Below are 24,528 nucleotides of genomic sequence, written 5' to 3' on the forward strand. Positions count from 1 at the left end.
AGCCTGCGAGTTAGCGGTGTGTAGCGAGGTTAACCCGTGTGGGGAAGCCGTAGCGAAAGCGAGTCCGAATAGGGCGATTGAGTTGCACGCTCTAGACCCGAAGCGGAGTGATCTAGCCATGGGCAGGTTGAAGCGGAGGTAAGACTTCGTGGAGGACCGAACCCACCAGGGTTGAAAACCTGGGGGATGACCTGTGGTTAGGGGTGAAAGGCCAATCAAACTCCGTGATAGCTGGTTCTCCCCGAAATGCATTTAGGTGCAGCGTCGTGTGTTTCTTGCCGGAGGTAGAGCACTGGATAGGCGATGGGCCCTACCGGGTTACTGACCTTAGCCAAACTCCGAATGCCGGTAAGTGAGAGCACGGCAGTGAGACTGTGGGGGATAAGCTCCATGGTCGAGAGGGAAACAGCCCAGAGCATCGACTAAGGCCCCTAAGCGTACGCTAAGTGGGAAAGGATGTGGAGTCGCAGAGACAACCAGGAGGTTGGCTTAGAAGCAGCCACCCTTGAAAGAGTGCGTAATAGCTCACTGGTCAAGTGATTCCGCGCCGACAATGTAGCGGGGCTCAAGCGTACCGCCGAAGTCGTGTCATTGCAGCAATAGGGCCAACGCCCGCTGTGATGGGTAGGGGAGCGTCGTGTGCCGGGTGAAGCAGCAGCGGAAGCTAGTTGTGGACGGTTCACGAGTGAGAATGCAGGCATGAGTAGCGATACACACGTGAGAAACGTGTGCGCCGATTGACTAAGGGTTCCTGGGTCAAGCTGATCTGCCCAGGGTAAGTCGGGACCTAAGGCGAGGCCGACAGGCGTAGTCGATGGACAACCGGTTGATATTCCGGTACCCGCTTTGAAACGCCCAATATCGAATCCTCTGATGCTAAGCCCGTGAAGCCGTTCCGGACCCTTCGGGGAATGGAAAGTGGTGGAGCCGGCGATCCAAGGTGGTAGTAGGTAAGCGATGGGGTGACGCAGGAAGGTAGTCCAGCCCGGGCGGTGGTTGTCCCGGGGTAAGGGTGTAGGCCGTGTGGTAGGCAAATCCGTCACACGTTAAGGCTGAGACCTGATGCCGAGCCGATTGTGGTGAAGTGGATGATCCTATGCTGTCGAGAAAAGCCTCTAGCGAGTTTCATGGCGGCCCGTACCCTAAACCGACTCAGGTGGTCAGGTAGAGAATACCGAGGCGTTCGGGTGAACTATGGTTAAGGAACTCGGCAAAATGCCCCCGTAACTTCGGGAGAAGGGGGGCCATTCCTGGTGATGAGACTTGCTCTCTGAGCTGGGGGTGGCCGCAGAGACCAGCGAGAAGCGACTGTTTACTAAAAACACAGGTCCGTGCGAAGCCGTAAGGCGATGTATACGGACTGACGCCTGCCCGGTGCTGGAACGTTAAGGGGACCGGTTAGTGACCTTTCGGGGTTGCGAAGCTGAGAACTTAAGCGCCAGTAAACGGCGGTGGTAACTATAACCATCCTAAGGTAGCGAAATTCCTTGTCGGGTAAGTTCCGACCTGCACGAATGGCGTAACGACTTCTCGACTGTCTCAACCATAGGCCCGGTGAAATTGCACTACGAGTAAAGATGCTCGTTTCGCGCAGCAGGACGGAAAGACCCCGGGACCTTTACTACAGTTTGATATTGGTGTTCGGTTCGGCTTGTGTAGGATAGGTGGGAGACTTTGAAGCAGCCACGCCAGTGGTTGTGGAGTCGCCGTTGAAATACCACTCTGGTCGTGCTGGATGTCTAACCTCGGTCCGTGATCCGGATCAGGGACAGTGTCTGATGGGTAGTTTAACTGGGGCGGTTGCCTCCCAAAGGGTAACGGAGGCGCCCAAAGGTTCCCTCAGCCTGGTTGGCAATCAGGTGTTGAGTGTAAGTGCACAAGGGAGCTTGACTGTGAGACCGACGGGTCGAGCAGGGACGAAAGTCGGGACTAGTGATCCGGCGGTGGCTTGTGGAAGCGCCGTCGCTCAACGGATAAAAGGTACCCCGGGGATAACAGGCTGATCTTCCCCAAGAGTCCATATCGACGGGATGGTTTGGCACCTCGATGTCGGCTCGTCGCATCCTGGGGCTGGAGTCGGTCCCAAGGGTTGGGCTGTTCGCCCATTAAAGCGGTACGCGAGCTGGGTTTAGAACGTCGTGAGACAGTTCGGTCCCTATCCGCTGTGCGCGTAGGAATATTGAGAAGGGCTGTCCCTAGTACGAGAGGACCGGGACGGACGAACCTCTGGTGTGCCAGTTGTCCTGCCAAGGGCATGGCTGGTTGGCTACGTTCGGGAGGGATAACCGCTGAAAGCATCTAAGCGGGAAGCCTGCTTCAAGATGAGTATTCCCACCTCCTTGAGAGGGTAAGGCTCCCAGTAGACGACTGGGTTGATAGGCCAGATGTGGAAGCCCGGTAACGGGTGGAGCTGACTGGTACTAATAGGCCGAGGGCTTGTCCTCAGTTGCTCGCGTCCACTGTGTTAGTTCTGAAGTAACGAACTCGCCTTGCCGGCTGGAGTTCAAACTTCATAGTGTTTCGGTGGTCATAGCGTTAGGGAAACGCCCGGTTACATTCCGAACCCGGAAGCTAAGCCTTTCAGCGCCGATGGTACTGCAGGGGGGACCCTGTGGGAGAGTAGGACGCCGCCGAACAATCATTGTGGGAAAGCCCCGCACCTTCTGGTGCGGGGCTTTTCTGCGTTTACGGGCCGTTTTGCAGCTCCGGCAGCGGCCGGCGGTGACGGTGTCCCCGAACGGGCCCTTCGGGTAACCCCTAGAGCCGGCCCGCTGCCTTCAGGGCGAGGTAGGTGTCGGCCAGGGTGGGGGCCAGGGTGTCGGGGGTGGCGTCGACGACGTGGACGCCGTGGCGGGTGAGCTGGTCGGCGGTGCGGCGGCGCTGGGACTGGGTCTGGGTGGCCGCGGCGGCCTCGTAGACGGAGTCCAGGGAGCCGCGGGCCTCGGCCATGGCGGCGATGTGGGGGTCGGCCACGGAGGCCAGGACGACCGTGTGGCGCTGGGTGAGCCGCGGGAGGAGCGGGAGGAGGCCCTCTTCGACGGGGGCCGCGTCCAGGCTCGTCAGGAGGACCACCAGGGAGCGGCGCGGGGCGCTGCGCAGGATGGTGGAGACGAGGGTGCGGGCGTCCGTCTCGACCAGTTCGGGTTCGAGGCCGGCCATGGCGTCGACGAAGGCCGGGAGGGTGTCGGCGGCCGAGCGGGCCTGGACCTGGGCGCGGGGGCGGCGGTCGTGGGCCAGGAGGTCGACGCGGTCGCCGGCGCGGGTGGCCAGGGCGGTCAGGAGGAGGGCGGCGTCCATGGCGGAGTCCAGGCGGGGGGCGTCGCCGACGCGTCCGGCCGAGGTGCGTCCGGTGTCGAGGCAGATCAGGATGTGGCGGTCGCGTTCGGGGCGCCAGGTGCGGACGGCGACCTTGTGCTGGCGGGCGGTGGCGCGCCAGTCGATGGAGCGGGTGTCGTCGCCGGGTACGTAGTCGCGGAGGCTGTCGAACTCGGTGCCCTCGCCGCGGGTCAGCAGGCTGGTGCGGCCGTCGAGTTCGCGCAGGCGCGCGAGGCGGGACGGGAGGTGCTTGCGGCTGGTGAAGGGCGGCAGGACGCGGACCGTCCAGGGGACGTCGTGGTTGCCCTGGCGGGCGCACAGGCCGAGCGGGCCGTACGAGCGGACGGTGACGAGTGCGGCCTTGCGGTCGCCGCGCCGGGTGGGGCGCAGGCGGGTGGTGAGGCGGCGGCGTTCGCCGGCGGGGACGGTCAGGGTGTGGCGGGAGGCGTCGGTTTCGGTGCCGGGGTGCCAGCTGCTGGGGGGCCAGGCGTCGCGGATGCGGGCCCGCAGCGTGCGGGTGCCGGGGTTGGTGATGGTGAGGCCGACGTCGGCGGTGTCGCCGAGGCGGACCGTGGTGGCACCCGTTCGGGTGAGTCGCAGGGCGCGTACGGGGGCGGCGAGGGCGTAGTCGGCGGCGCAGGCCAGGCCGATGGTGCCGTTGACGGCGAGGAGGCCCGTCCAGCTGGGTTCGAGGAGGCCTACGGGGAGGCTGCCGAGGGCCGCGAGGAGGGCGGCGCGTCCGGTGAGGGCCATCAGCGGGGGACGGGGACGTGGGTGAGGATCGCGGAGATGACGGAGTCGGCGGTGACGCCTTCCATCTCGGCTTCGGGGCGCAGCTGTACGCGGTGGCGGAGGGTGGGCAGGGCGAGGGCCTTGACGTCGTCGGGGGTGACGTAGTCGCGGCCGGTGAGCCAGGCCCAGGCGCGGGAGGTGGCGAGGAGGGCGGTCGCGCCGCGGGGGGAGACGCCGAGGGTGAGGGAGGGCGATTCGCGGGTGGCGCGGCAGAGGTCGACGACGTAGGCGGCGATCTCGGGGGAGACGGTGGTGTTCTCGACGGCCTTGCGGGCGGCTTCGAGTTCGCGGGCGCCTGCGACGGGGCGGATGCCGGCGGCGTGCAGGTCGCGGGGGTCGAAGCCGGCGGCGTGCCGGGTGAGGACGCCGATCTCGTCTTCGCGGGAGGGGAGGGGGACGGTCAGTTTGAGGAGGAACCGGTCGAGCTGGGCTTCGGGGAGGGGGTAGGTGCCCTCGTATTCGACGGGGTTCATGGTGGCGGCGACGAGGAAGGGGTCGGGGAGCCGGCGGGGGGTGCCGTCGACGGTGACCTGGCGTTCCTCCATGGCTTCCAGGAGGGAGGACTGGGTCTTGGGGGGCGTGCGGTTGATCTCGTCGGCGAGGAGGAGGTTGGTGAAGACGGGGCCGTCCTGGAAGGAGAACTCGGCGGTGCGGGCGTCGTAGACGAGGGAGCCGGTGACGTCGCTGGGCATCAGGTCGGGGGTGAACTGGACGCGTTTGGTGTCGAGTTCGAGGGAGGCGGCGAGGGCGCGGACGAGGAGGGTCTTGGCGACGCCGGGGACGCCTTCGAGGAGGACGTGGCCGCGGCACAGGAGTGCGACGACGAGTCCGGTGACGGCGGAGTCCTGGCCGACCACGGCCTTGGAGATTTCGGTGCGGAGCGCTTCCAGGGAGGAGCGGGCGCTGTCCGTGGTGGCCGTCATGAGGTGCGGACCTCTCTTTCGAGGGCGTCGAGGTGGTCGGCGAGCGCGACGAGTGCCGCGTCGTCGGCGGGGGTGGTGCCGAAGAGGGTGGTGGCCGGGTCGGGTCCGGTGGCGTGGGGCCGGCGGGCGGCTACGGCGGGGACCAGGGTGGCGGGGTCGTGGGCCTGGGCGGGTGGTACGCCGACCAGTGCGGCGAGGCGTTCGCGGGCGGCGGCGCGCAGGACGGTGGCGGCGCGGTCGCGGGCGGAGGTCTTGCGGTAGAGGCGGGCGCGGCCCTCGGTGGTCTCGGAGGCGCGGATGGCGACGGGGAGGTTCTCGGTGACGAGGGGGCCGAGCCGGCGGGCGCGCCAGAGGGCGGCGAGGGTGGCGGCCGCGAAGAGCTGGAGCAGGGCCCAGAGCCAGCCGGAGGGGACGAGGTCGAGGAGGCTCTTCTCGTCGGCGGGGGTGTCGGCGGGCATGTCCGCGAGGGTGGGGAGGTACCAGACGAGGTCGGGGCGGGAGCCGAGGAGCTGGAGGGCGAGGGAGGCGTTGCCCTGTTCGGCGAGGTGCTGGTTGAGCAGGGGGCGTTCGGAGCCGAGGAGGACGGTGTCGCCGCCCTTGGTGGTGCTGGGGAGTACGAGGAGGGTGGGGTGGCCGTCGCTGGGGTAGCAGGCGGTGGCTGCGGGGTGGGTGGTGGTGTAGCGGAGGCCGTCGCCGGTGCCGGCGCGGCCGGCGGTGGTGGCGGCGGGGAGGGCGCAGCCGGGGTCGAGGTCGTCGCGGTGGGCGAAGGACTTCGTGTGGGTGGCGGGGGCCAGGTCGGGGAGGCTGAGGCTGGTGGGGGCGATGAGGACGGTGCGGCCGCCGGAGAGGTCGATGGCGGAGCGGATGGCGCGTCGCTGGGGTTCGCCGAGCAGGTCGGGGTCGGTGACGAGGAGGGTGGTGCGGGGGCCGGTCGCGGCGGCGGCTTCTTCGGCGCTGGTGACGACGCGGGTGGTGACGCCGCGTTCCCGCAGGAGCTGGGCGAGGGCGCGGCTGCCGTCGCGGTCGGCGGAGCGGGGGTCGAGGCGGCCGTGGTGGTCCCCGGTCTGGAGGGCGGCGAGGGTGACGGCGGCGGCGAGGAGGATGCCGAGGGCGAGGAGGAGGCCGCGGGCGCGGGCCCAGCGCTGGGGGCCGGTGGGGGTGGTGGAGGTGGGGGCGGGGGCGCTGGGGCCGGTCATGCGGCGGGTCCCGTCAGGAGCGGCTTGGTGCGTTCCAGGGTGAGGTCGAGGGTGCGCAGGCGGGCGTAGGCGTCGGCGTCGGCGGTGCGGCCGCCGTAGGTGACGTCGTCGAAGGTGCGGGCGGCGGCGTGGAGGCCGGCGGCGTGTGCGGGGAGGCTGAGCGCGGCTTCGGCGGCGGCCTCGTCGGCGGTGCGGCCGGGGCGGGGGTCGAGGAGGGTGCGTTCCTCCAGGGCGCGGACGAGGGCGCGCATGCGTTCCTGGATGGCTTCGTTCCAGCGGCCGGCGGCGGCGTGGGCGTCGGCGGTGGTGCGGTGGTCGGCGGCGCTGCGGGGGCCTTCGTCGAAGAGGGCGGCGGTGCCGGTGGGGGTGCGGCGGGGGGTGCCGAGGCGCCACCAGAGGGCGGCGATGACGAGGAGGACCAGTACGGCGATGGTGAGGAGGCCGGCCCAGCCGCCGGGGGTGGCTCCGGAGGCGCGGTCGAGGAAGTCGCCCAGCCAGTCCCAGAAGCGGTCCAGGGCGCGCTGGAGCAGCCCGGGCTCGTCCTGGTGGTAGGCGGGCTTGGCCAGCTCGCGTTCGGCCGCCTCGCGGGCGGCGTCGCGCGGGGTGGTCAGTGGTGGTGTGTCGCCTGCGGCGGTGGTGATGAGTCCCCCCGTGCTCATCGGCGTGTCAGCCTCCGGGTCGTTCGGCGGTGGGGGTGCCGTAGCCGTGGAGGCCGGCGGCGCGGGCGAGCTCCAGGTCGAGGGCTTCGCGGCGGATGCGCTGGTCGATGTAGAGGAGGGTGGTGACGCCCGTCTGCATCGGGACGGTGACGGTGGCCGCGACGACGCCGCCGATGGCGCTGATGAGGAGGAAGCTCCAGCTGAGGGCGGCGGTGCCGTCCAGCAGGCCGGAGAGGCCCTCGGGGGACACGAGCAGGGCGATGCCGGCGAAGGGCATGACGATGACCATGGCGGTGATGGTGCGGATCAGCCAGATGAGCAGGCTGATGCCGAAGATCCGCCACCAGGAGCCCCTGACCAGCTTCGCGGACCGCTTGAGGGCGGCGGCGGCCGAGCCGCGTTCCAGCATCAGTGCGGGCGGGGCCAGCACGAAGGTGACGTAGAACCAGGCGAGGAGGACGAAGCCGACGGGGATGCCGAGGGCGGTGAGGGCGGCGCTGCCGGTGAGGATGCCGGGGAGGGCCGGGAGGAGGAGGGCGGCGACGGCGCCCAGGAGCAGCAGGCCGGTCAGGGCGAGCATGCGCGGGGCGAGGGGTCGTACGGCCTTGAGGGTGTCGGAGGGGGTGGAGGCCTGGCCGAGGACCGCGCGGCTGACGACGGGTGCGAGCAGGGCGGTGACGAGGATCAGCCCGAGGAGTTCCAGGAAGTACTGGGTGGCGTAGACGACGGCGGTGTCGCCCATGAGCTTGACGGCCTGGGAGGGGGTGAGGTTCTCGTCGGCGGTGGGGAGGTCGTTCAGCCAGGTGCGCTGGATGGCCAGCAGGGCGACCTGGGAGAGGGCGGCGACGACGAGGCTGATGGTGAGGACGGAGCGCCAGTGGCCGCGCAGGGTGCCGACGGCGCCGTCGAGGATCTCGCCGAGGCCGAGGGGGCGCAGCGGGATGATGCCGGGCTTGGCGGCGGGCGGGGTGCTGCCCCAGCCGCCGGGGTACTGGTAGGGGCTGCCGGGGCGGGTGCCCCAGCCGGCGGCGGGCGCCTGGGGTGCGGGAGGGGCGGCGGGCTGCGCGGTGGGGCCGGTGGCGGGGCTGGTCCACTGTCCGGGCGGCGGCTGTGCTGCGGACCACTTCGCGTCGGCGGTGGGGCCGGGGGCCTGTGCGGGCGTGGTGCCCTCGCCGGAGGTGGTGCCGGTGCCGGTGTCGTTCCCCGTGCCGGTGGGCTGAGCGGCCGGCCGGTCGGCGTCGGAGCCCTGGCCGTCGGACGGGGATCCGGGCGCGGCCCAGCCCGGAGAGTCAGTCATCGTCGCTCCTTCACGTGCACCTGCCGTGGCGGGCGCGCTGGTCGGCTGCCATCGTGCCATGGGGGCGCTCGGATCGGTCGGGCCGTCCCCGGATCACCGGCTGCCCCCGGATCGCGCGCCGCTCCCGCCCTTCAATTGTCGCTCGGATCCGGGGCAGACTGGTCGTCCTGATCTCCACGCAGGTCCGAGGGGTGATTTCCAGCCCTTTTGGCTGTGGGGCAGCTCACCGCCGGGTAACGATTAGCTAATGGGATGATGTCAACCATGAAGGGACGCGTCCTTGTCGTCGACGACGACACCGCGCTGGCCGAGATGCTCGGCATTGTGCTGCGTGGAGAAGGTTTTGAGCCGTCGTTCGTAGCGGACGGTGACAAGGCACTGGCTGCCTTCCGGGAGGCGAAGCCGGACCTGGTGCTGCTCGACCTCATGCTGCCCGGACGGGACGGCATAGAGGTCTGCAGGCTGATCCGGGCCGAGTCGGGCGTGCCTATTGTCATGCTCACCGCCAAGAGCGACACCGTGGACGTCGTGGTCGGCCTGGAGTCGGGCGCCGACGACTACATCGTCAAGCCGTTCAAGCCGAAGGAGCTGGTGGCCCGCATCCGGGCCCGCCTGCGCCGGTCGGAGGAGCCCGCGCCCGAGCAGCTCGTCATCGGTGACCTGGTCATCGACGTCGCAGGCCACTCGGTCAAACGCGACGGCGCCTCCATCGCACTCACCCCGCTGGAGTTCGACCTGCTGGTCGCGCTCGCCCGCAAGCCCTGGCAGGTCTTCACCCGCGAGGTGCTGCTGGAGCAGGTCTGGGGCTACCGGCACGCGGCGGACACCCGCCTGGTCAACGTGCACGTGCAGCGGCTCCGCTCCAAGGTCGAGAAGGATCCGGAGCGCCCCGAGATCGTCGTGACGGTGCGCGGTGTCGGCTACAAGGCCGGACCCAGCTGAGGTGCCGCCCGGCAAGGCCCGGGGCGGCTCCCGGCGGGGAGTCCTGCGGGGCGGCCGGCAGCTCCGTCACATGGCCGACGGAGCACCCGGCGGCCCCCTCCTGCGGCTGTTCGTACGCCTCGTGCGCCGGCCGCTGCTTCCGGCTGTCCGCATCTGGCGGCGCAACATCCAGCTCCGGGTGGTCGCCGCCACCCTGCTGATGTCGCTCGCCGTGGTCCTCGCGCTCGGCTTCGTCGTCATCGCCCAGGTCTCCAAGGGACTCCTCGACGCCAAGGAGGAGGCCGCCCAGAGCCAGGCCGCCGGAGGGTTCGCGGTCGCACAGGAGAAGGCCAACACGCCCTTCGCCGCCGACGGCCCCGACGCCACCGACAACAAGGTCGGCCGCGACGCCAGCACCTGGATGAACTCGCTCGTCAAACAGCTCGCCAGCGGCGGCCAGACCGCCTTCGAGGTGGTGGCCCTCGGCGCCGGCACCGGCACCGGCGAACAGACCGCCCCCGGCGCCCAGGGCGTCAAGGGCGCCCGCGCCTCCGGCAACGTCGACCCCACCGCGAGCGTCCCGCTCGCCCTGCGCCGCTCCGTGAACCACGCCACCGGCACCTTCAAGACCTTCTCGCAGATCCGCTACACCGCCGGAGCCGGGGAGAAGCTCCCGGAGCCCGCGCTGGTCATCGGCAAGCGGCTCACCGACATCAACGGCGACCCGTACGACCTCTACTACCTCTTCCCGCTCACCCAGGAGGAGGAGTCCCTCAACCTGGTCAAGGTCACCATCGCCACGGCCGGGGTGTTCGTGGTCGTGCTGCTCGGCGCCATCGCCTGGCTCGTGGTGCGCCAGGTCGTCACTCCGGTCCGGATGGCCGCCGGGGTCGCCGAGCGGCTCTCGGCCGGACGGCTCCAGGAGCGGATGAAGGTCACCGGCGAGGACGACATCGCCCGTCTGGGCGAGGCCTTCAACAAGATGGCGCAGAACCTCCAGAACAAGATCCAGCAGCTGGAGGACCTGTCCCGACTGCAGCGCCGGTTCGTCTCGGACGTCTCGCACGAGCTGCGCACCCCGCTGACGACCGTCCGCATGGCCGCCGACGTCATCCACGACGCCCGCGTCGACTTCGACCCGGTCACCGCCCGCTCCGCCGAACTGCTCGCCGGACAGCTCGACCGCTTCGAGTCGCTCCTCTCCGACCTGCTGGAGATCAGCCGCTTCGACGCGGGCGCCGCCGACCTCCAGGCCGAGCCCATCGACCTGCGGGACGTCGTACGCCGCGTCATCGACGGCGCCGAACCGCTGGCCGAGCACAAGGGCACCCGGATCCGCGTCCTCGGCGACACCCAGCCCGTCATAGCCGAGGCCGACGCCCGCCGCGTCGAGCGGGTGCTGCGCAACCTCGTGGTCAACGCCGTCGAGCACGGCGAGGGCCGCGACGTGGTGGTCCGCCTCGCCTCGGCCGGCGGGGCCGTCGCCGTCGCCGTCCGCGACTACGGCGTCGGCCTCAAGCCCGGCGAGGCCACCCGCGTCTTCAACCGCTTCTGGCGGGCCGACCCCGCCCGGGCGCGCACCACCGGCGGCACCGGCCTGGGCCTGTCCATCGCCGTCGAGGACGCCCGCCTGCACGGCGGCTGGCTCCAGGCCTGGGGCGAGCCCGGCGGCGGCTCCCAGTTCCGCCTCACCCTGCCCCGCACCGCCGACGAGCCCCTGCGCGGATCCCCGATCCCGCTGGAGCCCGAGGACTCCCGCGGCAACCGGGCCCGCGCCGCCGCGGAGGCCGCCGGGCGCACGGGCGGCGCCGGCGGGACCGGCGGCCACCCCGACGGGCGCGCCGAGCGCCCCGACCGCGACCCGATACCGCCCAGGCCGGCGGTCACCACCGCCCTGCCGGTGCCCGCCGACCCCACGGCGCTGCCCGGCAACGGCGCCCGCGTCGTGGCCAGGCCCGCCGACCAGAGCGCAGCACAGGAGGATGGATCCGGTGGAGGACGCTGAGCGGGCGGCGGCAGCCGGCCGGGGCGCAGGGAACGAACGGACCCGGGCGGGCGGCCGGCCCCGCGCCACCCTGGTGGCGCTGGCCCTGGGCGCCGTCGGCCTGCTGGTCGGCGGCTGCGCCTCCATGCCCGACCGCGGCGAGATCCGCCGGGTGGAGGCCTCGCAGGGCGTCGACTCGCAGGTCCGCGTCTTCGGCGTGCCGCCGGCCGACAAGGCCAGCCCCGCCGACATCGTCGACGGCTTCCTCGAAGCCATGACCAGCGACGACCCCCAGCTGGCGACGGCCCGCAAGTACCTCACCCAGAGCGCCGCGGCGAGCTGGCGGCCCGGCTCGGCCGTCACCGTCCTCTCCGCCGGCCTCGGCCGGGTCCCCGCACCGGGCGACAAGGAGTCCGAGGAACCGCGCTGGAAGATCTACGGCAAGAAGCTCGCGACCGTGGACGAGCGCAGCGCCTACCAGCCGGAGAGCGGCGGCGGACGCTACGAGGAGTACCTCCAGCTGGTCCAGGTCAACAAGCAGTGGCGGATCGCGACCCCGCCCAGCAACCTCGTCCTGAGCGAGTCCGACTTCCAGCGCATCTACAAGCCCGTCAACAAGTACTACTTCTCCGGCAACACCCTCGTCGCCGACCCGGTGTACGTCCGCCAGCGCACCGACCCCGACTCCCGCATGGACCCGACCACGCAGACCGTGCAGTCCCTGCTGACCGGCCCCTCCAAGTGGCTCGGCCCGGTCGTCTCCACCGCGTTCCCCACCGGCAGCGAACTGCGCGAGGGCACCAAGTCCCTCTCGTACGACGGCCAGAACACGCTGCGCGTCCCGCTCAACGGCATCGCCTCGAACGTCGCCCAGCCGCAGTGCCAGAAGATGGCCACCCAACTCCTCTACACCGTCCGGGACCTGACGACCTCCAAGCTGGACCGGGTCGAACTGCTCAAGCCCGACGGCAAGTCCTCGCTGTGCTGGGTCACCGGCTCGACCGCGGCGGCCATCGCCAACCGGCCGCCGTCGCCGGAGCACCAGTACTACGTGGACAAGGACGCCAGGCTCGTCCGGATGATGCTCGACGCCAACAGCGAGCAGCAGCAGGACAAGCCGGAGCCGGCCCCCGGCCCGCTGGCCACCGCCGCCGGTTTCAAGGTGGGGTCGGCGGCCGTGACGTACGACGAGAAGCGTGCCGCGGTCGTCTCCGAGGACGGGCACAACCTCTTCGTGGTGACGCTGACGACGGCGGGCCCCATGCCGCAGCAGCCGCTGCTGACCAGCAGGTCCGGGAAGCTCACCGCGCCCAGCTGGGACGCCCAGGGCGACCTGTGGATCGCCGACCTCGACCCGCAGACGCAGGGCCTGTGGCGGGTGCCCGCCGGCACCGGCACCCCGCAGAAGGTGGACGTCGCCGGGCTCGACGGCGGGCGGATCAGCGGGCTGAAGGCCTCCTCGGACGGGGTGCGCATCGCGCTCCTGGTGGAGAAGGACGGCACCCGCAAGAACCTGTTCATCGGGCGGATCGAACGGCCCGAGGGCAAGGGGGACTCCCCCCGGGTCTCGGTGCGCGAGCTGCGCCCGGCGGCCCCGCAGATGGCCGAGGTGACGGCGATGAGCTGGGCGCCGCGCGGCCGGCTGCTGGTGGTGGGCCGGGAGAGCGGCGGCGTGGACCAGGCCCGCTACATGCTGTCCGACGGGTCGATGGTCGCCGCGAGCCTGCCCGGCGCGACGGGGCTGAGCGCCATCGCGGCCTCGGAGGACGAGGGCAAGCCGGTGGTCGGGTTCGGCGAGGACGGCATCGTGTGGCTGCCGTCGGGCGCGCAGTGGCGCACGGTCGCGGCGGGCGGCCGGCTGCCGGTCTACCCGGGCTGAGCGGCCGCGCGCTCCGGCGGCGGTTTTCCACAGGGGTCGCGGGCCCGCGTCCGGCACGGCAGGGTGGATGCGTGCGGGAGTGGTGGCGGGAGCTGGCCGGCCTCGTCCTGCCGGTGGACTGCGCCGGCTGCGGGGCCGCCCGCGTGGTGCTGTGCGGGGCGTGCCGGGACGCCCTGAGCGGCACGGGCGCGGGCCGGGTGCGTCCCGCGGCGCGGCGGGCGGGCCCGGCGGGGCTGCCCGCGGTGTACGCGGGGGCCCGGTACGAGGACGCCGTACGGGCGGTCGTGCTCGCGCACAAGGAGCGCGGGGCGCTGCCCCTGGCCGGTCCCCTCGGGACGGCCCTGGCGGCGGCGGTGGCCCGCACGGGTGCCGTCGGCGGCCGGGCCGCGGGCGCGGCGGAGCTGGTGCTGGTGCCGGTGCCCTCCGCGCGGCGGGCGGTGCGGGCGCGCGGGCACGACCCGGCGCGGCGGATCGCCCTGGCCGCGTCCGGGCGGCTGCGCGGGGCCGGTGCGGCCGCGCGCGTGGCGCCCGTGCTGCGGCTGCGGCGGGCCGTCGCGGACCAGGCGGGCCTGGGGGCCCGGGAGCGGCAGGAGAACCTGGCGGGGGCCCTGGAGGTGCGTCGGGGCGGGGCCGCGCTGGCGGCGGGGGCTCGGATCGTGCTGGTGGACGACGTGATCACGACCGGAGCCACGCTCGCGGAGGCGGCGAGGGCCTTGCGCATGGCGGGCCTGCGGGCGGAGGCTGCCGCAGTGGTCGCCGCTCCGGCGGGTTCCTTCGCGCCGAACGGCGGAAACCCGGACCGGGCAAAAATCTTGTGAATAGATTTGGAACCACGGGGGAATGCGCATCGTTGCAGGTAGTAAGAGGGAAGACCCACCTGATCGGAGGTACGTTTCGGTAGCGGGTGCCGACAACCGGCTTTGAGAGATATGTTCGGTTGTGAGGAACTGGCGAACCTTCGGCCCCGGGTATCGGAGCAGCAGTCCGTCTGTTTATTGGAATCTTCGTGTGCAGTACCTGTGAGGGGGGCTCTCTCTACTCCGAAGTCGGTGGGATGTAGATCTTGCCGATGGGGGAGGAGGAGGTGAAAGTCGCCAAGTCCGAGGCTCCGGTGTTCACCGGAGCCTGGTGCGAAAGGGAGACGCTCCGCCGCCCAGAGCGGGGGTCTCCGGGAACGGAGTTCTGCGTGGACATCGTCGTCAAGGGCCGCAAGACCGAGGTGCCCGAGCGGTTCCGCAAGCACGTGGCCGAGAAGCTGAATCCGGACCGGATCCAGAAGCTCGACGCCAAGGTGATCAGCTTGGACGTCGAGGTGTCCAAGGAGCACAACCCGCGCCAGGCCGACCGTTCCGACCGCGTGGAGATCACCCTGCACTCGCGGGGACCGGTGATCCGGGCGGAGGCCGCCGCCGCCGACCCGTACGCGGCGCTCGACCTGGCACAGGACAAGCTGGAGGCCCGGCTGCGCAAGCAGCACGACAAGCGCTTCACCCGCCGTGGCACCGGACGGCTCTCGGCGGCCGAGGTCGCCGACCACGTCGCCGGCGTCGCGACTCTCAACAGCAACGGCGAGCCGGTCTACGAGGACACGGAGGAAGGGGTCCCGGTCAAGCGGATCGGTTCCCTGGAGGTACAGGGCGAAGGCCCGCTCATCGTCCGCGAGAAGACCCACTCGGCCCGGCCGATGTCGCTCGACCAGGCTCTGTACGAAATGGAACTGGTCGGCCACGACTTCTATCTGTTCGTCGACTCCGAGACCAAGATGCCCAGCGTCGTCTACCGGCGCCACGCCTACGACTACGGCGTCATCCACGTGGACCCCGACGGGGCGTCCAGCTCGGAGCCCTCGGGAGCGGGCGCGGGCGGCGCGCTCGGAGGCTGAAATTCAACCATTGCCCCTGCGGAACGCGAGGCGTTCCGCAGGGGCACCTGTATGACTCGTATGAGCCATACGGATTCCGCCAGCACCCCGACCCGTAGCGCGGGCATGGAATCATGTCGGGCAGTCAACCGGCGGCCGACCCGGCCGGGTTGGCCCAGCAGCTCAGCACATGCAGGGGGAGGAACGATGGCGGACGGCTTCGGGCCGGCGCGCGACGACGACGGCGCCGACTGTCATGGGGCGCAGGACCCGGCCGGGGAGCCGATCCGGGTGCTCGTGGTCGACGACCACGCCCTCTTCCGGCGCGGGCTGGAGATCGTCCTCGCCCAGGAGGAGGACATCCAGGTCGTCGGCGAGGCCGGGGACGGGGCGGAGGCCGTGGACAAGGCCGCCGACCTGCTGCCCGACATCGTGCTGATGGACGTGCGGATGCCCCGGCGCGGCGGCATCGAGGCGTGCACCTCGATCAAGGAGGTCGCCCCCTCCGCGAAGATCATCATGCTGACGATCAGCGACGAGGAAGCCGACCTCTACGACGCGATCAAGGCGGGCGCCACCGGCTACCTCCTCAAGGAGATCTCGACGGACGAGGTCGCGACGGCGATCCGCGCGGTCGCCGACGGCCAGTCCCAGATCAGCCCGTCGATGGCGTCGAAGCTGCTCACCGAGTTCAAGTCGATGATCCAGCGCACCGACGAGCGCCGGCTGGTCCCGGCGCCGCGGCTGACGGACCGGGAACTCGAGGTCCTCAAGCTGGTGGCCACGGGCATGAACAACCGGGACATCGCCAAGCAGCTGTTCATCTCCGAGAACACCGTGAAGAACCACGTCCGCAACATCCTGGAGAAGCTCCAGCTGCACTCCCGGATGGAAGCCGTCGTGTACGCGATGCGGGAGAAGATCCTGGAGATCCGCTGACCGCGTCCGCCCCGGCCGGGTCCCCACCGCCCCCTAGGCGCCCAGCGCCGCCAGCTCCGCGGTGATCGCGGCCGCCTCCGCCGGGGACTGCGCGCGCTCGACGCGGACCGCGTCGCAGCCCACCCACTCCGCGGCCTCCCGCAGCGCCCGCGCCATCGCGCCCGCCGCCCCCGGTGCCGTCAGGGAGACCTGGCGGGCCACCAGGGTGCGGCCCTCACGGGCCGGGTCGACCCGGCCCCGGAGCCGCCCGCCGGCCAGCAGCGGCATCGCGAAGTACCCGTGTATCCGCTGCGGCTTGGGCACGTACGCCTCCAGGCGGTGCGTGAACCCGAAGATCCGCTCCGTCCGCGGCCGGTCCCAGACCAGCGAGTCGAACGGGGACAGCAGGGTCGTACGGTGACGGCCCAGCGGCGCCGTCCGAAGCGCCTGCGGATCCGCCCAGGCGGGCTTCCCCCAGCCCTCGACCTCCACCGGCACCAGCCCGGAGTCCGCGATCACCGCGTCGACCTGCTCGCCCTTGAGGCGGTGGTAGTCGGCGATGTCGGCGCGCGTACCGACCCCCAGCGACCGCCCGGCCAGCGCGACCAGCCGGCGCAGGCACTCGGCGTCGTCCAGGTCGTCATGGAGCAGCGCGTCCGGGACGGCCCGCTCGGCCAGGTCGTAGACCCGCTTCCAGCCGCGCCGCTCGGAGCACACCACCTCACCGGTGTCGAGCAGCCACTCCACCGCGATCTTGGTCTCGGACCACTCGAACCACTCGCCGCCGTTCTTCGCGCCGCCCAGCTCGGACGAGGTCAGCGGACCGTCGGCCTTCAGCCGGTCCAGCACCGCCCGCGTCGAACGCTCCTTGTCCTCCAGCACGTGCCAGCGGTGGCCGCGCGCCCGCCGCGCCCGGCGGCGGAAGGCGAAGTGCGGCCACTCCTCGATCGGCAGGATGCACGCCGCGTGCGACCAGTACTCGAAGGCGTGGCTGTCCGACCAGTACGCCTTCTCCACCACGTCCCGGCCCACCGCGCCCAGACGCGCGTACGGGACCAGTTCGTGCGAGCGGGCCAGGACCGAGATGGTGTCCAGCTGCACCGCCCCCAGATGGCGCAGCACCCCCCGGACCCCGCCCCGGCGGTCGGGCGCCCCCAGGAACCCCTGCGCGCGCAGGGCGATCCGGCGGGCCTCGTCGGCGGACAGCGAGAGCGTCGTCATGCCGCGACCCTAGGGGGTGGCACTGACAGCGGGCAGGTACGGCAGCCGCGAGGGCAGGCCGAGGTCCGAGGGCAGCAGTCCGGCCACCCAGCAGTCGCGCAGGGTGCCGCGGTGGTCGAGCGCGCCGCGCAGGGTGCCCTCGAAGCGGAACCCGGCCTTTTCGGCGGCGGCCCGGGAGGCCGCGTTGCCCACGGCGGCGCGCCACTCCAGCCGGCCGGCCCCGACCTCGGTGAACAGCCACCGGGCGACCCCGGCCACCGCCTCGGCGACGTAGCCGCGGCCCCGGTGCTCCTTCGCCGCCCAGTAGCCGATCTCGTACCCCTGGGCGCCGCGCACGTGCACCCCCACCGCGGCCACCAGCGGCCCCTCGGCGCCCTCCGCACCGAGCCGCACCGCGAAGCCGTACTCGCGGTCCTCCCACCAGGCGCTCCGCGAGACGTGCGTGACCCACGCCTCGGCGTGCGCCCGCTCGTACGGGGAGGGCACGAGCGTCCACCGCTGGATCTCGGGGTCCTGGCAGGCGGCGTACACCTCCTCGGTGTCCGAGGGGGCGAAGGGGCGCAGCAGGAGGCGCTCGGTGGCCAGGGTGACGGGTTCCATGAACGGATTGTTGCCGCGCCGGGTAACCCGGGCGAGGGGTTTTCGTCCACCCCGGCACCGAATCCGTCCCCCGTACGTTCTCATTCCGGGCGCCCGTGCCCTGCGGACACGGCGGACCTCCCGACGCGACCACGTCCTCGCTTACGATGGCCGTTGCGGTGGGGCCCACCTGCCGTGCCCGGCTACGTAAAGTGCCCAGGCCCGACCGGCAAGGAGACCAGCCTCAGTGTCCGTCTTCAACAAGCTCATGCGTGCAGGCGAAGGCAAGATCCTGCGCAAACTGCACCGCATCGCGGACCAGGTCAACTCCATCGAAGAGGACTTCGTCAACCTCTCCGACGCCGAGTTGCGCGCGCTCACGGATGAGTACAAGCAGCGCTACCAGGACGGCGAGAGCCTGGACGACCTGCTGCCGGAGGCCTTCGCCACCGTCCGCGAGGCCGCCAAGCGCGTCCTGGGCCAGCGGCACTACGACGTGCAGATCATGGGCGGCGCGGCGCTGCACCTCGGCTACGTCGCCGAGATGAAGACCGGTGAGGGCAAGACCCTCGTCGGCACGCTCCCCGCGTACCTGAACGCGCTGTCCGGCAAGGGCGTCCACCTGATCACGGTGAACGACTACCTCGCCGAGCGCGACTCCGAGATGATGGGCCGCGTCCACAAGTTCCTGGGCCTGAGCGTCGGCTGCATCCTGGCCAACATGTCGCCGGCCCAGCGCCGCGAGCAGTACCTGTGCGACATCACGTACGGCACGAACAACGAGTTCGGCTTCGACTACCTGCGCGACAACATGGCGTGGTCGCAGGACGAGCTGGTGCAGCGCGGCCACAACTTCGCCGTGGTCGACGAGGTCGACTCGATCCTCGTCGACGAGGCCCGCACCCCGCTGATCATCTCCGGCCCGGCCGACCAGGCCACCAAGTGGTACGCCGACTTCGCCAAGCTCGTCACCCGCCTGACCAAGGGCGAGGCCGGCAACCCGCTCAAGGGCATCGAGGAGACCGGCGACTACGAGGTCGACGAGAAGAAGCGCACCGTCGCCATCCACGAGGCCGGCGTCGCCAAGGTCGAGGACTGGCTCGGCATCGACAACCTCTACGAGTCGGTCAACACCCCGCTCGTCGGCTACCTCAACAACGCGATCAAGGCCAAGGAGCTCTTCAAGGCCGACAAGGACTACGTCGTCATCGACGGCGAAGTCATGATCGTCGACGAGCACACCGGCCGCATCCTCGCCGGCCGCCGCTACAACGAGGGCATGCACCAGGCGATCGAGGCGAAGGAAGGGGTGGACATCAAGGACGAGAACCAGACCCTCGCCACGATCACCCTGCAGAACTTCTTCCGCCTCTACTCGAAGCTCTCCGGCATGACCGGTACGGCCATGACCGAGGCCGCCGAGTTCCACCAGATCTACAAGCTCGGCGTCGTCCCCATCCCCACCAACCGGGGCATGCAGCGCAAGGACCAGCCCGACCTCATCTACCGGACGGAGGTCGCCAAGTTCGCCGCCGTCGTCGACGACATCGCCGAGAAGCACGAGAAGGGCCAGCCGATCCTCGTCGGCACCACCTCGGTCGAGAAGTCCGAGTACCTCTCGCAGCAGCTCTCCAAGCGCGGCATCCCGCACGAGGTCCTCAACGCCAAGCAGCACGAGCGCGAGGCCACGATCGTCGCCCAGGCCGGCCGCCGCGGCGCCGTCACCGTCGCCACCAACATGGCCGGCCGCGGTACCGACATCAAGCTCGGCGGCAACCCGGACGACCTCGCCGAGGCGGAGCTGCGCCAGCGCGGCCTCGACCCGGAGGAGCACATCGAGGAGTGGGCGCACGCCCTGCCCGAGGCCCTCGCCCGCGCCGAGGCGGCCGTCAAGGCCGAGTTCGAAGAGGTCAAGGAGCTCGGCGGCCTGTACGTCCTGGGCACCGAGCGCCACGAGTCGCGCCGCATCGACAACCAGCTCCGCGGCCGCTCCGGCCGCCAGGGCGACCCGGGCGAGTCCCGCTTCTACCTGTCGCTGGGCGACGACCTGATGCGCCTCTTCAAGGCCCAGATGGTCGAGCGGGTCATGTCCATGGCCAACGTGCCGGACGACGTCCCGATCGAGAACAAGATGGTGACCCGCGCCATCGCGTCCGCGCAGTCGCAGGTCGAGACCCAGAACTTCGAGACCCGCAAGAACGTCCTGAAGTACGACGAGGTCCTCAACAGCCAGCGCGAGGTCATCTACGGCGAGCGCCGCCGCGTCCTGGAGGGCGAGGACCTGCACGAGCAGGTGCGCTTCTTCATGGACGACACCATCGACGCCTACATCGCCGCCGAGACCGTCGAGGGCTTCGCCGAGGAGTGGGACCTCGACCGGCTGTGGGGCGCCTTCCGACAGCTCTACCCGATCAAGGTCACCGTCGAGGAGCTGGAGGAGGCGGCCGGCGACCGCGCGGGCATCACCGCCGAGTTCATCGCCGAGTCCGTCAAGGACGACATCCACGAGCAGTACGGAGCGCGCGAGAAGGCCCTCGGGTCGGAGGTCATGCGCGAGCTGGAGCGCCGCGTGGTCCTCTCGGTGCTCGACCGCAAGTGGCGCGAGCACCTCTACGAGATGGACTACCTCCAGGAGGGCATCGGCCTGCGCGCGATGGCCCAGAAGGACCCGCTGGTCGAGTACCAGCGCGAGGGCTTCGACATGTTCAACGCCATGATGGAGGGCATCAAGGAGGAGTCCGTCGGCTACCTGTTCAACCTGGAGGTCCAGGTCGAGCAGCAGGTCGAGGAGCTCCCGGTGCAGGACGCGGCCCCGTCCCTGGTCAAGGAGCCGGTCCCGTCGGCCCGCCCCGAGATCCGCGCCAAGGGCCTGGACGCCCCGCAGCGCCCGGACCGCCTGCACTTCTCCGCCCCGACGGTCGACGGTGAGGGCGGCGTGGTCGAGGGCGACTTCGACTCCGACGCCGCCGGCGGCGACGGCCTGACCCGCGCGGAACGCCGCCGCGCCCAGAAGGCCTCGGGCGGCCGCCGCCGCAAGAAGTAACGCGCACCGGGCCCCGAGGCCCGCAGCCCACCCGGCCGGGGCCGGACACCACGCGGTGTCCGGCCCCGGCGGGGTTGGGGGGCGGGGGTCCCGGCTGGGCGGTCTCATCGATGGTTGGGGGCTTCCCGTCAGTCCCATCGTCCTTCCGGTTCGGGCCGGTCCCTCAAGGGCGCTCCTTCGTCGCGTCGCTACGCGATCGCCTTCGGCGACCCTTGACCGACCGACCCGAACCGGAAAGCCGAAAGACTGCCGGGAAACCCCCGAAGAAACGGGACGGACGATCCTTGGAGGAGCGGGCGTCTCAGCGCTGAGACGAGGAGCCGGGCGCCGGCCCGCCCGACATCCGCCCCCCACGTCCGTGATCCCGGGCCAGGGGCGCGACCACCCGCACGAGAGGCCGACCAGGACAGCCCAGGGAGCCGACAGGCGCGACAGATCGCTACGCGCTCCCCGTTTCTCAGCGTCCGACGACCGCCTGTGGCTGATACCCGCGCCAGAGGACGACCAGGTCAGCCCAGGCAGTGGACGGGCGCGAGAGATCGCTACGCGCTCCTCCCGGCTTGGCGTCCGGCGGCCGTCTGGGGCTGGGATGGGCCGCGAGAGGGGCGGACGAAGCCCTTTGGAGGTCGAATCCGCCCTCTCGCCGGGCCTTTGGCGGCTTGCCGGAGTCTGCGGATGTCTTTTTCACCCGCAGACTCCGACAGAGAGCCATCCGACCCCACAACAGGCCCCCATACGGGGGCAAAAGGGGCGCGTGAGTCTTCTGTATGGCCGACGACCGGCTCAAGACGGCGGCCGGCCGCCGAGATCAGAGAAGCGCGTAGCGAACTGACGCGCCTGGGTGCCCCATGAGCCGCTCTGATCGGCTTCTCGTGCGGGTATCAGCCATAGGCGGTCGTCGGACGCCATGCCAGCAGGAGCGCGTAGCGATCTGTCGCGTCTGGGGGCTTCCCAGGTCGCCCGGATCGACCTTTGGTGCGGGTAGTCGCGCCCCTGGTCCGGATCGCGGGTGTGGGGGCCGTATGTCGGGCGGGCCGGCGCCCGGCCCCTCGCCTCAGCGCTGAGGGAGGCCTCCCTCCAGGATCGTCCGTCCCGTTTCTTTGGGGGTTTCCCGGCAGTCTTTCGGCTTTCCGGTTCGGGGCGGTCGGTCAAGGGTCGCCGAAGGCGATCACGAAGTGACGCGACGAAGGAGCGCCCTTGAGGGACCGGCCCGAACCGGAAGGACGATGGGACTGACGGGAAGCCCCCACGCCTCTCTGAGACCGTCCGAGGGGATACCGCTCCTCCCACCCCCGCCCCGCCCCCGGCTCCGCGTGGGGCCGAGAGGGTGATCGGGGGGTACTCCATCGGGTTCCTCCCGCAGGGGCTTTGGGCGTCCACCTGAGGGGTGTTGTGGGGGTGCTCGGGGGCCTGGGGGCGGGGGGCTGCCACACGGATAGGTGAACCTCGGCGGGGTCGGGGCCGGGGGGTCGGCGCCGGTTGCGGAGGGTGTTCGGCGGCCGTAGAAAACCCGCATCAAGTTACCGCCTGGTACCGCCGGGCTCGGTCTGATCGGGGGAAACGCCATGGACACCACCACGCGCGGCACGGTCGGCGGCGAGGGCAGTCGCAGCAGGCCCGGCGGGGCGGGGCGGACGCGGCCCGCCGGCCGGCGGGACCAGCGCCGTCCGGCGGGGGTGCCCCGGCAGGTGCGCAGGCTGGCCCCCCACGACTGGTTCGCGGAGCGCCTGCTGGCGGTGCTGAGCGGCCAGCGCCCCGTCCACTCGTTGCTCGGCCTCACGGTGGGCGAGGCGTACGAGCAGCTGGTCACCCTCGCCCCCCACGGCCCGCTGCGTGACCGGCTGCGGCCGGTGCTGCGGCACTGCGGGCGCTTCCACCCCGGGCCCGGGGTCATCGAGGCCTTCGCCCGGATCTCGACCGGGGACCGGGTCTCGGCGATGGCGTTCCGGCTGGAACAGGGCCCCGACCGACGCTGGCGGTGCGCGGCCGTCGAGGTCCAGGGCCCACGGCAGTAGCGGCGGCTGCGGACGCGTTCCGCCGGCGGGCTGCCGGTGCCGAGGGACGGCTGGGCCGGCGCCGTAGCCCCGGGCCCCGCAGCCCGCAGGGGCCGGCGCGGCCCGGCGTCCCTGTGGGCAGGTGGGCGACACCGGGGGACGGCGGGGCGGGCGCTGTAGTCCAGGGCCACTGCCGTAGGGGCCAACGCGGCCCGGCGTCCCGTGGGCGGTTGCCGCGGCGCCGGGCGTCGGCCGGGCGCGCGCTGTAGCCCCGGGCCCCGCCCCCGCAGGGGCCGGCGCCGCGGGCCTCCCCGTGGGCAGGCTGCCGACCCCCGGGGGGACGGGCGCGCCAGCCCCCGTAAGTGCACCGCCCGCGGCGGTTGCCGGCCGTGGCGGGTGGCGGCGCGGAGGGGTGAGGGCGTCGGGTCCGGGGGCGTGACCGGGTCGTATCCTGAGGGCGTTTCCGACTACCGAAAGCAGCCGGCCATGCGCGTGTACGTCCCCCTGACCCTCCCCGGGCTCGCCGAGGCGCACAAGGCGGGGGAGCTGGGGCCCGCCCCGCTCCTCGCGTACGCCGTCACGCCCGGGCTGCGCGAGTGGTACGTGTCGGACGACGTCGAGGAGCTGGAGTACGCCGCCCTCAGCCGCGCCGCCCTCGCCTCGCTGCGCCTGCTGGCCGCCGACGCGGCCGCCCCCCGCCGGCGGGTCGTGGTGGCGGTCGACGTCGACGACAAGGCCGCCACCGCCGTGCCCGGGCTGGACGAGGCCGCCCTCGGGCAGGTCACCCTGGGCGCCGCCGTGCGGCTGAAGGCGGCCGCCGCCGTGCACGCCGACGCCGACGACGCCGAAGGTGACGTCGCGGCCGCCGCCGGGGCCCTCGCGGCCGCCGACGCGGGGGACGACGACGCGCAGTTCACCGTGGACGGCGCCGAGGACCACGAGCTGCTGTGGTTCGGGGTGCAGGAGATCCCGGGGCTGCTGGGATGAGCAGGAAAACGAACGCCGCGACGAACGCCGCGACGAACGCCGCGACGAGCACCCCGACGAACGCCGGGTCGAACGCCGCTGGAGCCCACATCGTGTGGGACTGGAACGGCACCCTGCTGCACGACATCGACGCCGTCATAGCCGCGACCAACGCCTCCTTCGCCGAGTTCGGCTTCGCCCCGCTCACGCTGGAGCGGTACCGCGAGCTGTACGTCGTGCCGGTGCCGAAGTTCTACGAGCGGCTGATGGGCCGGCTGCCCACGGAGGCCGAGTGGGCCGTGATGGACGAGGCCTTCCACCGCCACTACTGGGCCGCCGCCGAGGACGCGGGGCTCACCGAGGGGGCGCGGGAGCTGCTGCGGGGGTGGCAGGCGGACGGGCTCACCCAGTCCCTGCTGTCCCTCGCGCCCCACGAGAAGCTCGTGCCCCTGGTCCGGGAGCACGGCATCGACGTGCACTTCCTGCGCGTCGACGGCCGCGTCGGGCCCTCGCACACGTCCAAGGCGGGGCACCTCGTACGCCATATGGCCGCACTGGAGGCGGCCGGGGTGACCGCTCGCCGTACGGTCCTGGTGGGTGACGCCGTGGACGACGCGACGGCCGCGCGGCACGTGGGCGCGTACGCCGTTCTGTACACGGGCGGGTCGCACAGCCGCGCCAGCCTGGAGTCCGCCGGGGTCCCGGTCGTGGACAGCCTGGCCGAGGCCGTCGCCATGGCCCGTGAGCTGGCCGGATAGGCCGGTAACGGACCGTTCCGGCCACGCCTCTGGCCAGAGTGTCCAGGTTTTGCCCCCGGTTTTGTACAGATGCAGTGAATGACGACCGGGGGGTGGGGCGAGATAGCCTTGTACCCGTGATCAGCGCGATAGTCCTCGGGGGCACTGACGCCCCCGACCCGCGCCCGGCGCGCCTCCGCGGCCGGGCCTTCGCTGATCCCCGCCGCCGGGACCTGTCGATCA

General features: G+C 71.4%; 17 protein-coding genes and 2 rRNA genes (1 of these 19 running past the window's edge). 12 read left to right on the forward strand and 7 right to left on the reverse strand.

Annotation, left to right across the window (positions count from 1 at the left end; all coding sequences use genetic code 11):
* Positions 1-2,444: ribosomal RNA gene (locus ABD973_RS19840) — 23S ribosomal RNA — on the forward strand (it extends 675 nt beyond the left edge of the window).
* A gap of 75 nt (positions 2,445-2,519) precedes the next feature.
* Positions 2,520-2,636, forward strand: a 5S ribosomal RNA gene (rrf, locus tag ABD973_RS19845).
* A 121-nt stretch (positions 2,637-2,757) separates the two neighbouring features.
* Here the strand turns inward: rrf and ABD973_RS19850 are convergent.
* Genes ABD973_RS19850 through ABD973_RS19870 form a run of 5 tightly spaced genes read right to left on the reverse strand, consistent with a single transcriptional unit; the run spans position 2,758 to position 8,182 of the window.
* Positions 2,758-4,068 carry a DUF58 domain-containing protein gene (locus tag ABD973_RS19850; RefSeq protein ID WP_345501241.1) on the reverse strand — a complete coding sequence of 437 codons (1,311 nt, stop codon included), beginning with the start codon at positions 4,066-4,068 and terminating at the stop codon, positions 2,758-2,760.
* The gene (locus tag ABD973_RS19855) at positions 4,068-5,030 is read right to left on the reverse strand and encodes an AAA family ATPase (RefSeq protein WP_125821299.1); all 963 of its coding nucleotides are present in this window, start codon (positions 5,028-5,030) and stop codon (positions 4,068-4,070) included. Before ABD973_RS19855 ends, ABD973_RS19850 begins: the two co-directional genes overlap by 1 nt.
* A complete protein-coding gene (locus tag ABD973_RS19860) occupies positions 5,027-6,226 on the reverse strand; it encodes a DUF4350 domain-containing protein (RefSeq protein WP_125821298.1) in 1,200 nt (399 codons plus the stop codon). The genes ABD973_RS19855 and ABD973_RS19860 overlap by 4 nt, the downstream gene beginning before the upstream one ends.
* Positions 6,223-6,885 carry a DUF4129 domain-containing protein gene (locus tag ABD973_RS19865; RefSeq protein ID WP_345501244.1) on the reverse strand — a complete coding sequence of 221 codons (663 nt, stop codon included), beginning with the start codon at positions 6,883-6,885 and terminating at the stop codon, positions 6,223-6,225. Before ABD973_RS19865 ends, ABD973_RS19860 begins: the two co-directional genes overlap by 4 nt.
* A gap of 7 nt (positions 6,886-6,892) precedes the next feature.
* Positions 6,893-8,182, reverse strand: coding sequence for a hypothetical protein (locus ABD973_RS19870; RefSeq protein ID WP_345501246.1), 1,290 nt, complete (start codon positions 8,180-8,182; stop codon positions 6,893-6,895).
* A gap of 252 nt (positions 8,183-8,434) precedes the next feature.
* Here ABD973_RS19870 and mtrA point away from each other — a divergent pair, with 252 nt between their 5' ends.
* The 6 genes from mtrA to ABD973_RS19900 all read left to right on the forward strand — a co-directional run bounded on the left by mtrA (position 8,435) and on the right by ABD973_RS19900 (position 15,766).
* Complete coding sequence (gene mtrA / locus ABD973_RS19875; RefSeq protein WP_007264442.1) at positions 8,435-9,124, forward strand: two-component system response regulator MtrA; 690 nt, start codon at positions 8,435-8,437, stop codon at positions 9,122-9,124.
* A gap of 70 nt (positions 9,125-9,194) precedes the next feature.
* Positions 9,195-11,108, forward strand: coding sequence for an MtrAB system histidine kinase MtrB (mtrB, locus tag ABD973_RS19880; protein WP_125821295.1), 1,914 nt, complete (start codon positions 9,195-9,197; stop codon positions 11,106-11,108).
* The gene (locus ABD973_RS19885) at positions 11,095-12,966 is read left to right on the forward strand and encodes an LpqB family beta-propeller domain-containing protein (protein WP_345501249.1); all 1,872 of its coding nucleotides are present in this window, start codon (positions 11,095-11,097) and stop codon (positions 12,964-12,966) included. Before mtrB ends, ABD973_RS19885 begins: the two co-directional genes overlap by 14 nt.
* 71 nt (positions 12,967-13,037) lie before the next feature.
* Positions 13,038-13,784: a ComF family protein gene (locus ABD973_RS19890; RefSeq protein ID WP_125821294.1), complete on the forward strand. Its 747-nt coding sequence runs from the start codon at positions 13,038-13,040 to the stop codon at positions 13,782-13,784.
* Between the two features lie 368 nt (positions 13,785-14,152).
* Positions 14,153-14,848, forward strand: a complete 696-nt coding sequence (gene hpf / locus ABD973_RS19895) for a ribosome hibernation-promoting factor, HPF/YfiA family (RefSeq protein ID WP_345501251.1) — start codon at positions 14,153-14,155, stop codon at positions 14,846-14,848.
* A gap of 186 nt (positions 14,849-15,034) precedes the next feature.
* Positions 15,035-15,766 carry a response regulator gene (locus ABD973_RS19900; RefSeq protein ID WP_042800977.1) on the forward strand — a complete coding sequence of 244 codons (732 nt, stop codon included), beginning with the start codon at positions 15,035-15,037 and terminating at the stop codon, positions 15,764-15,766.
* A gap of 33 nt (positions 15,767-15,799) precedes the next feature.
* Here ABD973_RS19900 and ABD973_RS19905 read toward each other — a convergent pair whose 3' ends face one another.
* Entirely contained in the window at positions 15,800-16,966 is a 1,167-nt protein-coding gene (locus tag ABD973_RS19905; RefSeq protein ID WP_345501254.1) for a winged helix-turn-helix domain-containing protein, read from the reverse strand.
* Between the two features lie 9 nt (positions 16,967-16,975).
* On the reverse strand, positions 16,976-17,566 hold the full coding sequence (locus tag ABD973_RS19910) for a GNAT family N-acetyltransferase (RefSeq protein WP_125594555.1): 591 nt from the start codon (positions 17,564-17,566) through the stop codon (positions 16,976-16,978).
* Between the two features lie 226 nt (positions 17,567-17,792).
* Between ABD973_RS19910 and secA the strand changes: the two genes are divergently transcribed.
* The 4 genes from secA to ABD973_RS19930 all read left to right on the forward strand — a co-directional run bounded on the left by secA (position 17,793) and on the right by ABD973_RS19930 (position 24,306).
* Entirely contained in the window at positions 17,793-20,588 is a 2,796-nt protein-coding gene (secA, locus tag ABD973_RS19915) for a preprotein translocase subunit SecA (protein ID WP_125594554.1), read from the forward strand.
* 1,565 nt (positions 20,589-22,153) lie between these two features.
* Complete coding sequence (locus tag ABD973_RS19920) at positions 22,154-22,603, forward strand: Rv3235 family protein (RefSeq protein WP_345501258.1); 450 nt, start codon at positions 22,154-22,156, stop codon at positions 22,601-22,603.
* A 465-nt stretch (positions 22,604-23,068) separates the two neighbouring features.
* Positions 23,069-23,569: a DUF6912 family protein gene (locus ABD973_RS19925; RefSeq protein ID WP_125821292.1), complete on the forward strand. Its 501-nt coding sequence runs from the start codon at positions 23,069-23,071 to the stop codon at positions 23,567-23,569.
* Complete coding sequence (locus ABD973_RS19930) at positions 23,566-24,306, forward strand: HAD family hydrolase (RefSeq protein WP_345501261.1); 741 nt, start codon at positions 23,566-23,568, stop codon at positions 24,304-24,306. The genes ABD973_RS19925 and ABD973_RS19930 overlap by 4 nt, the downstream gene beginning before the upstream one ends.
* The last annotated feature ends 222 nt before the right edge of the window (positions 24,307-24,528 follow it).

Origin of the sequence: Streptomyces racemochromogenes (assembly GCF_039535215.1) — a bacterium.
In the GTDB taxonomy this organism is placed as follows: domain Bacteria; phylum Actinomycetota; class Actinomycetes; order Streptomycetales; family Streptomycetaceae; genus Streptomyces; species Streptomyces racemochromogenes.

What these genes read in the sequence shown, in the direction of transcription:
- mtrB (WP_125821295.1), top strand. Translation starts at nt 9,195, where the DNA reads ATGGCCGACGGAGCACCCGGCGGCCCCCTCCTGCGGCTGTTCGTACGC.
- ABD973_RS19905 (WP_345501254.1), bottom strand. Translation starts at nt 16,966, where the DNA reads ATGACGACGCTCTCGCTGTCCGCCGACGAGGCCCGCCGGATCGCCCTG.
- ABD973_RS19930 (WP_345501261.1), top strand. Translation starts at nt 23,566, where the DNA reads ATGAGCAGGAAAACGAACGCCGCGACGAACGCCGCGACGAACGCCGCG.
- ABD973_RS19925 (WP_125821292.1), top strand. Translation starts at nt 23,069, where the DNA reads ATGCGCGTGTACGTCCCCCTGACCCTCCCCGGGCTCGCCGAGGCGCAC.
- ABD973_RS19865 (WP_345501244.1), bottom strand. Translation starts at nt 6,885, where the DNA reads ATGAGCACGGGGGGACTCATCACCACCGCCGCAGGCGACACACCACCA.
- ABD973_RS19910 (WP_125594555.1), bottom strand. Translation starts at nt 17,566, where the DNA reads ATGGAACCCGTCACCCTGGCCACCGAGCGCCTCCTGCTGCGCCCCTTC.
- ABD973_RS19855 (WP_125821299.1), bottom strand. Translation starts at nt 5,030, where the DNA reads ATGACGGCCACCACGGACAGCGCCCGCTCCTCCCTGGAAGCGCTCCGC.
- ABD973_RS19920 (WP_345501258.1), top strand. Translation starts at nt 22,154, where the DNA reads ATGGACACCACCACGCGCGGCACGGTCGGCGGCGAGGGCAGTCGCAGC.
- ABD973_RS19900 (WP_042800977.1), top strand. Translation starts at nt 15,035, where the DNA reads ATGGCGGACGGCTTCGGGCCGGCGCGCGACGACGACGGCGCCGACTGT.
- ABD973_RS19850 (WP_345501241.1), bottom strand. Translation starts at nt 4,068, where the DNA reads ATGGCCCTCACCGGACGCGCCGCCCTCCTCGCGGCCCTCGGCAGCCTC.
- ABD973_RS19870 (WP_345501246.1), bottom strand. Translation starts at nt 8,182, where the DNA reads ATGACTGACTCTCCGGGCTGGGCCGCGCCCGGATCCCCGTCCGACGGC.
- ABD973_RS19860 (WP_125821298.1), bottom strand. Translation starts at nt 6,226, where the DNA reads ATGACCGGCCCCAGCGCCCCCGCCCCCACCTCCACCACCCCCACCGGC.
- mtrA (WP_007264442.1), top strand. Translation starts at nt 8,435, where the DNA reads ATGATGTCAACCATGAAGGGACGCGTCCTTGTCGTCGACGACGACACC.